This is a genomic window from Salipiger bermudensis HTCC2601 (assembly GCF_000153725.1).
In the GTDB taxonomy this organism is placed as follows: Bacteria; Pseudomonadota; Alphaproteobacteria; order Rhodobacterales; family Rhodobacteraceae; genus Salipiger; species Salipiger bermudensis.
In genome coordinates this window covers 4,074,185-4,081,426 of record NZ_DS022276.1, presented here as the reverse complement: position 1 = coordinate 4,081,426, position 7,242 = coordinate 4,074,185, and the positions used below count along the sequence as shown (strand labels likewise).

Genomic DNA, 7,242 nt, shown 5'->3' with positions numbered 1-7,242 from the left:
ATCGGATGCTTGAGGAGAACGCGCGCAGCCCAAGCGCGACCGGCTCACCCGCATCCGTCTGTTCGAGGAGTTGCAGGTCCTCGGCTACGCAGGCGGATACGATGCGGTGCGGCGCTATGCTGCGGCGTGGGCGAGGTCGGAACGTGAGGCATCAGCCTCCGCCTATGTGCCGCTGACCTTCGCGCCTGGAGAAGCCTACCAGTTCGACTGGAGCCACGAGATCGTCCTGATCGATGGTGTGAGTATGACGGTCAAGGTCGCTCATGTCCGGCTGTGCCATAGTCGAATGCTCTTCGTCAGGGCCTATCCACGCGAGACGCAAGAGATGGTCTTCGACGCACACGACCGGGCATTTGCGTTCTTCGGTGGCGCCTGTGCGCGGGGCATCTACGACAATATGAAGACAGCGGTGGAGACGATCTTCGTTGGCCGGGAGCGTGCCTACAATCGCCGCTTCCAACAGATGTGCGGGCACTACCTTGTCGATCCGGTGGCCTGCACGCCTGCATCGGGATGGGAGAAAGGCCAGGTCGAGAACCAGGTCGGTGTCGTGCGCCGGCGCTTCTTCGTGCCGCGACCGCGCTTCAAAAGCCTTGCCGAACTGAATGCTTGGCTGCGAGATCGCTGCTTGGCCTGGGCCAAGTCCCACCCGCACCCCGAGCTGCGCGAGCGATCGACCTGGGACGTCTTCGAGGCTGAGCGCCCAAGCCTTGTGCCCTATGCTGGCCCCTTCGACGGATACCATGCGGTGCCGGCCTCGGTCTCGAAGACCTGCCTCGTCCGGTTCGACAACAACCGCTACTCGGTCGAGGCTCATGCCGTCGGCCGTCCCGTCGAGATCCGCGCCTATGCTGAACGCGTCGAGCTCTGGCAGGATGGCAAGCTCGTGGGTGAGCATGCGCGCGTCTTCAGACGTGGCAAAGATGTCTACGACCCGCTGCACTACATCCCCGTGCTCGCACGGAAACCCGGCGCCTTGCGGAATGGCGCCCCCTTCAAGGAGTGGGAGCTGCCACCTGCCATGCGGCGGGTCCAGCGCAAGCTGGGGAGAGCACCCAATGGCGATCGGCAGATGGTGGATGTTCTCAGCGCGGTTCTGACGGATGGGCTGGATGCTGTCGAAGCAGCGTGCGCTGAAGCGCTCGAGGAAGGCGTGCATTCCTCCGCCGTTGTTCTCAACATTCTGGCGCGCCGTCGGGAACCCGCGCCACCCCTGACAATCACCACGCCGGACGCGCTGCGCCTACGCTGCCAGCCGGTTGCCGATTGCACCCGCTACGACAGCCTCAGGAGACGAGATCATGGAAAGATCAAAGGTTCTGGACGCGATGGCCAGCTCAAGCTCTACGGAATGAGGGCGGCATATGACGAGATCATCGCGACCGCGGTGAAGCGTCAACACGAACCTCAGCAGATCGTGGGCGACCTTCTGCATGCCGAGATCAACGAGAAGCAGGCACGCTCGATCAAATACCAGATGACCATCGCGAAGCTGCCACTTGCCAAGGAAGTCAACGAGTTCGACTTTGAGGAGACGCCGGTCAATGAGACGCTGGTGCGCGTCCTCGTCAGCGCGGAGTTCCTCGAGCAGCAGCGCAACGTCGTGCTCATCGGTGGCACCGGGACCGGCAAGTCGCATCTGGCTGTCGGGATTGCCCGGGCCTGCATCCGCAGCGGCAAGAGGGGCCGCTTCTTCAACGTCGTCGACCTGGTGAACAAGCTCGATGCCGAGGCACGCGACGACAGGCAAGGGCGCATCGCCGATCTCCTCTGTCGGATGGACTTCGTGATCCTCGACGAGCTTGGCTACCTGCCATTCGCCCAGACAGGCGGGCAACTGCTGTTCCACCTGATCAGTCGCCTCTACGAACGCACCTCGATCATCGTCACCACCAATCTGGACTTCGGTGAATGGCCCAGCGTCTTCAGCGACGCAAAGATGACAACCGCGCTTCTGGATCGCCTCACCCACCACTGCGACATCATCGAAACCGGCAACGAGAGCTGGCGCTTTAAGACACGCGCCTGATCAGCTTGCCCGAGCCGGCTGCGCGACTTAGGGGCTACGCCGCCCCGGGCAAGCTGTGCCAAACGAGGGGGTCATTATTGGACGCCGGAAGGGGGTCAAAGTTCGCTGCCGATTGACAGCGGACCTACGGCACCGCAGCGATCCGTGCACCTAACAGGCAGCAGCACCCGTCGCTCCCGAACTCCAGCGGACATTAGCCAGTCGGTGGCTCGCTGCAGCGCAGCTTCCCCAAAGCTGCCATTCCAGCATCAAAAACGAACGGCAGCTTTGGCGCGAACCAAAACCTGTTTAACCGCCAGCTCTCTTTATGGAAGAGAAACCTGTTCAAAGTCGTCAAAGACCGTTTTCAAATAGTTGAGCTCTTCAGCATTCGAAATCAGGCGAACGAACGCAAGATTTGATTTGGTGCGTGAGCACGCGACATATAGGAGCTTTCGAGATTGCCTTTCACGCTTGGTATGTGGCTTGGCGTTGTTGCGCAAATCTAGGGGATTCATCTCGTGAATCCAGCATGCTAGCCGGGCAGCATGAGCAGACCTCCGAAGCCGACCTACAAGACCACCAACTGGCGCAGCTACAATCAGGCGCTGAGGCGGCGCGGATCGCTGACCGTCTGGTTCGATCCCTTGATGCAATGGAAAGCGGCGCCGTCCGGGCGGCGCGGTCGCCAGCAAACCTATAGCGACGCCGCAATCCAGGCCTGTCTCACCCTCAAGGTCCTCCTCGGGCTGCCGCTCCGCCAGACGACGGGGTTCGTGGCGAGCCTGCTGGAACTGTCCGGGCTGGGGTGGTCCGTTCCTGACTTCAGCACGCTGTCACGTCGTCAGAAGACCTTGGACGTCAGCATCCCGTATCGCGGCTCCAAGGGGGCGCTTCACCTGCTAGTAGACAGCACCGGCATCAAGGTGGAGGGCGAAGGCGAGTGGCACACGCGCAAGCATGGCGGCTCGAAACGGCGTGTGTGGCGCAAGATCCACCTCGGGATCGACGAGCAAACATTGGAGATCCGGGCCATCGAGGTCACGTCCAGCAATGTCGGCGATGCGCCGATGCTGCCAGATCTGCTCGCCCAGATTCCGGCGGAGGAGGAGATCGCCACGGTGACGGCCGACGGCGCCTACGACACGCGCGCCTGCCACGATGCCATCGCCGCCCGTGACGCGGCAGCGGTCATTCCGCCGAGGCGGACCGCGAGGCCATGGGAGCCGGACACTGCCGGAGCCCGGGCGCGCAACGAAATCCTGCGGGCGTCAAAGCACCTGGGCAGGGCGCTCTGGCGGAATTGGAGCGGGTACCACCGCCGCAGCCGGGTCGAAACGAAAATGAACTGCGTGAAGCAGCTCGGCCAGCGGCTGATGTCACGGGACTTCGACCGCCAAGTGGCAGAGGTCCAGATCCGCGCGGCGGTCATGAACCGCTTCACGGCTCTCGGCATCCCGATGACCGTGGCCGCAGGATAGGTGTGTCTGGGGAAAGGGGGACTGCGGTCACCAGCTGATTTGTCCAACAACGCCATGTGGCTTTTGACCTGTAAAGCAGCTTGAGAAGTCGTACTCCGAAATCCAGCCATACTCATCACAAATGACTAATACGTTTTCAATCCCCGTACCTTTGGTTTTGTGCATTGTAGCGAAAATGCCGTCCGTCGCTTCATACTCATAAAATGAAAAGACCTCCGACAGCTTCAAATCGGAAGAAAATAGCCGCGTCAAGAAGGTGTGCTTTTCAACCTTTCGTTTCAAAGTTTCAAAGCTACCCTCCACAATGGATAGATCTAAATACGGCAGCTCCTCATCGTTCAGCCTCTTAAGCATTCGAGCCTTGGTGTTTGCACCATTATCGTAAAGCTTTCGAAATGCCTGGATGCAATCATCAATCTCAAATTCTTTCAAAAAATCATTGGATCTTACAAGAAAGGATTGATGGCTATCTGATTTAGAAATGAAACCTCGCTCAATGGCGAAGTTGACAGCTTCATACGCTGTCAAATTTGGATCCTTCAAACGCTCCAAATCGCGTGAAGCATTATACTTATCCGCTATGGTTCTAATATTTATGCCCGAGCGATTGACAATCTCAATCAGCCGATTGTAGGCCCGTCTATCACCCGGCAAAGATTCATAAAGATTCTTGATCTCGAAGAGCTGTTCGAATTGAAGCCTATTTAACGTTCTTTTTATCTCCTCTCTCGGACTTTGATAAGTTGCATCGAAGATATCCCACAAAGTGCCAAAGCCAACATCTGCAGCAATTGATTTGTTGGTAAGCTTGAGTTGGGTGAAAGTCGGATGTTTATCAACAACGGCTTCGACAAGTCTATCACGCAACTCAGCGCAGGTTGCATTGTGTCGACTATTTGTTTCTGTCTTGCTTTCCCCCTCCAGCGGCACTTTTTCGGGAGCCATCGCAAAGTACATCTTAACGCTGCCTTCTCTACAAAGACGTGTTTCGAAAGTGCCATCATCTAGGCACTTCAGCGCGACCTTTTGCACTAAACCATCGCAGCGAAAGGAATTTGCCACCTTAATGACTTGCGGAGAACAACGAAAATTATCAGATTTCTGAACAAGGGCGAATTTTCCATTAGCTATGTAGCTTTCGACGTCACCTATGCCGTCGCTATAAATCGCTTGCTCAGAGTCTCCAAATAGTCCCAAAATTAAGCTGCTATCAGCACTCGCTTGCACCAAAGACTGTACAACGTTGGGATGCGTATCCTGATACTCATCAATAAATATGCAATCAAACTTATCAGATAGGATCTTCCTCAAATTTGAATAGCGTTGGAGCATCAAACTTGCGATGGTGATTAGACCATCATGCCCGAATGATGGGTCTCTAAAGCTATTGAAGGGTGTTTCATTGTACTTAATGGATCTGGCGTCGACTAAATGAATCATCTCCTCGATTTTGGCGTTCACCTCGTCGACTAATTGATTGTGAGACGCAATGTATAGTTCTGGGCTTTTATCGTACTCTCGTTTTCCCACGACCTTTTCGGTCTTCAAATCCAAAACAATTTGACGTCGCTTTTCCAACGTCTCGTGCGATTTCTTGAAGCGCTCGTGTTCGGTTTTTGCTTTGTCCTTACTGGTTTCCCCGTGCTCTTCTTCGCCGGAGCGCTCGAAATGGGAAAGAGTAAAAAGTTCGGGTAAGACAGCCTTAATGTTGGCTTTGTATGGTCGAATTAACGCACCAAGAAAGGCATGAATCGTCGAAACGTCTGCCTTACCCAAAGTTCGCTCAGATATCTCATCTGCTGCTTTGTTGGTATGGGTGATACATACCACTCGCTTGGGCGATGATCCGTCTGTTATTCTTTGGACTAACTGCTTTAGGGTTTCTGTCTTGCCGCTACCCGCACCGCCTTGAAGGACGAAATTTCGGTGGCGCCCAATATGCGCAAGAATTTCTTCGATCGGTTCTATTTCTTGTGAAGCCATTTCAAGCCCTCCAAAATATATGAGGGAACATGCCACGATTGGCCATTTGCTAGTGCTTCAAACAAGATCGAAGATGCAAAGTCAGACTTTTTGTCAATAACATCGTTCGTCAACTTGTAGAAGTCGATATCTCCCACAGCGTCGATTTTGTGCTTATTCTTCAATCCCTTGAGTTTCTCTTTTCTTGCAGCGATCTCTTTAAGGTTCAGTGCAATAAACGCATCCTCAAAGCTTCTCGCATGATATCCATCTTCCTCAGACTGATAGGCAACGTGAAGGTTTCTGAGTGCAGGCAGAATTTTAAGTTCATGTAATTTAAGTTTTTTCACCCAAAGGGGCAGCCCAGAGTCTTCCGGTTTTTCTGGCGCGTCGAAAAAGAACTTCAGGGTCGCGTTGGATGTGTTGGTTCCCTTGGCGACAGGGGCCGCCTGCCAAATAGCTTTTTTATCTTTCTGTACCTTAACTGTCGTATCGATGTCGGTGATTACCAAGCCTCTTATTCCTAGGAACTCCAAAAATGGTGCGAAAGCTTTAGCATTTGCTCCAACTTCCAATACGCTAATGTTTTGAGAAGAGAGAGGTGCTTCGCCAACTGGACCGCTGTCATGTTTGCTTAAGAGGAGAGGTAGCAGAATACGTTCGGTTGTGCCCTCTATGAAAATGGCTTTGTCAGCGAAAAATAGTTCAGACGATTGAATGCTCAAATATTGTGATAAGAATTTAAATAGCAAAGCTCCTTCTTCGCCGCCATGAAGCGCGGTAAACTTCCTGCTTAGTTCGGTATGGAAATTCTTTATCTCTACGTTTGTTTGGTTGGCAGCTTTCGCCAAATACCTAATATCTTCAAACTCCGATTTCGAAACAATGTGCGAAGAATGAGTAGTTACAACAGCTTGCAAGCGAGGAATTTCATCAATCAACTCTCTGACTTGGCTTGCAAAAACGTACTGCATTTGTGGGTGCGTGTGAGCCTCAGGCTCTTCAATTATTAGAAAGTTCAGTGTTGCTTGACGAGCCTCAAATTCTTCTTTGACCATTTCCATGGTGAGAAGAAGGTACAGAATATTCAGGTAGCCAAGACCATTGTGATTCTCAGGCAGTTTATTTTCGTCAACGCCAAACACAATTTTAGAAGAGTTCTCGATCAGCGTCTGCGATTGCAAGTTAGATATTACCTTAAGCTCCCTCAAGTTCAAAAACTTACTTGCATTTTGAAGAAACTTTCCAAACACCTCTGAATACTCTCCATCGAGACGGGTGTCGGTATTTTCCAAAAGCTCATCAATCTTTTTAAGCGCTTCGTCTTTATCATTTTCGGTCAGGCCCTGCTTATCACGAGCCGAATTTTTCCTTTTCAAGAATTGAGTGGATATAGATCCGAGTGGATTTGAGCTTCTACCACTTTCTTCGGAGCTAGCCACATTGCGCCGAGCATGAATGACCTGAAAGTGTAATAATCTCTTGAGCTCTTCCGGCCTTTTCTCTTGAAGCTGATTGCGCTCCTGAAGGTAATAAGCACCATGAGCTTCGGCATCATGCCCGTAATCATCGAAAGCATAGATCTTTGTATTCAAATATGAGCTCAAAGTGTTTTCGAAAAATTTTTTACGCTTTTTGCCAGGTTCAGGCTGGTCTCTCACCAACTTGTCTCGGTCAATTTCGCACTCTAAAAGAATATTTGCATGCCGCCGCGTGTCATCCAGATCTAACATAAAGTTGGACAAAGTGCTAATATCGTCATTCTCGTCGTACTTGACCTTCATACAAGAC

The 7,242-nt window shown here is 52.8% G+C and carries 4 protein-coding genes and 1 pseudogene; 3 read left to right on the top strand and 2 right to left on the bottom strand.

Going from position 1 to position 7,242, the window contains the following annotated elements:
* The first annotated feature begins 52 nt into the window (after positions 1-52).
* From istA to R2601_RS19215, 3 genes and pseudogenes are all read left to right on the top strand, one after another.
* A pseudogene (istA, locus tag R2601_RS19220) lies at positions 53-1,368 on the top strand (IS21 family transposase).
* Positions 1,352-2,029: an IS21-like element helper ATPase IstB gene (istB, locus tag R2601_RS25625; RefSeq protein WP_040544500.1), complete on the top strand. Its 678-nt coding sequence runs from the start codon at positions 1,352-1,354 to the stop codon at positions 2,027-2,029. The pseudogene istA and the gene istB overlap by 17 nt, the downstream one beginning before the upstream one ends.
* 527 nt (positions 2,030-2,556) lie before the next feature.
* Entirely contained in the window at positions 2,557-3,489 is a 933-nt protein-coding gene (locus R2601_RS19215; protein ID WP_007791754.1) for an IS5-like element ISRssp5 family transposase, read from the top strand.
* A 27-nt stretch (positions 3,490-3,516) separates the two neighbouring features.
* Here R2601_RS19215 and R2601_RS26140 read toward each other — a convergent pair whose 3' ends face one another.
* Positions 3,517-5,472 carry a UvrD-helicase domain-containing protein gene (locus tag R2601_RS26140; RefSeq protein WP_083793955.1) on the bottom strand — a complete coding sequence of 652 codons (1,956 nt, stop codon included), beginning with the start codon at positions 5,470-5,472 and terminating at the stop codon, positions 3,517-3,519.
* Positions 5,454-7,242 (bottom strand): ATP-dependent nuclease (locus tag R2601_RS26135; protein ID WP_217626375.1); only part of this gene is annotated, 1,789 nt, incomplete at its 5' end. The genes R2601_RS26140 and R2601_RS26135, both read right to left, overlap by 19 nt.